This is a genomic window from Ruminococcus sp. RTP21484sp1_RTP21277st1_D2_RTP21277_210401, from assembly GCF_040924225.1.
Lineage (GTDB): Bacteria > Bacillota > Clostridia > Lachnospirales > Lachnospiraceae > Blautia_A > Blautia_A faecis.
Map to the genome: position 1 here is coordinate 1 of NZ_JBCOMJ010000072.1, position 1011 is coordinate 1011.

Annotated in this window: 1 protein-coding gene; it reads right to left on the bottom strand. The window is 34.4% G+C overall.

Going from position 1 to position 1011, the window contains the following annotated elements; all coding sequences use genetic code 11:
* Positions 1-87 precede the first annotated feature (87 nt).
* Positions 88-1011, bottom strand: a 924-nt coding sequence (locus tag AB5706_RS23015) for an IS3 family transposase (protein ID WP_368366340.1), incomplete at its 5' end; no start/stop codon positions are given.

Consider the following 1011-nt stretch of genomic DNA (forward strand, 5'->3'; position numbering starts at 1 on the left):
TGATATGCCCCTTGTCAAGTAGACAGGTGAAATATCTAAAGGTAAGCGACAAAAATACCTACATTTCATTTTGGAGTGTAGGTATTTTTATGCACACCATTTCTCTTTATATTTTTTAATTCGTTTGTTTTCTGGAATAGGATATTCTACTGGTATGTCAGATTTCAGTGCTTCTTGACGTACTTCTAGGGGTGTTTTGCAGCAATACCTATCCTGTGGACGTTCTTCACTATAAAATCTTATATAATCCTTTATTGCAAATCTTAATGAGGATTCATCAGTTATTTCGTACATCTGATACATTTCTGCTTTGATAATTCCCCAGAAACCTTCTGTTGGTCCATTATCAATACAATGTCCAACCCGAGACATGGATTGTCTCATTTCTTGTTTTACAAGTTTCTTTTTAAACATTTTGCTGGTATACTGGAATCCCCGATCTGAATGAAAAATCGGCTTTGCACAGGGGTTCAACGCAATTGCCTTATCAAAAGTTTTAAATACTAATTTATTATCATTTCTGGCACTAACAGCATATGACACAGGATATCTATCATACAGATCTATAATGGCACTTAAATACAACTTCTTTTTTTTACCTGGCACTTTAAATTCAGTCACATCAGTAGCCCATTTTTGATTGGGTGCAGTTGCGTAAAAATCTCTTTGTAATATATTTTGTGTTGTTTCATCTGCATTGGCATTCCTATATTTTTTCTTCTTTTTTCGTATAACGGAATGGATTCCCAGTTTTTTCATAATTCTGTGAACTCTATTTTTGCTGTACTTTGTTTGATTAAAATGATTGATCCAAGAAGTCATTCTCCGATACCCTAAGATATGACTAAAGCGTTCATCATACTCCTTAATGAGCTCTGCAAGTTTGATGTTTTCCATTTCATCCTCAGGTGTTTCACGGTGTAGCCATTTATAATAAGCAGCTCTTGCGACCTCCAAATGTTTACACATCCATCCAATACTCCAGTTTTTCTCTGTATGAAAATATTCTAT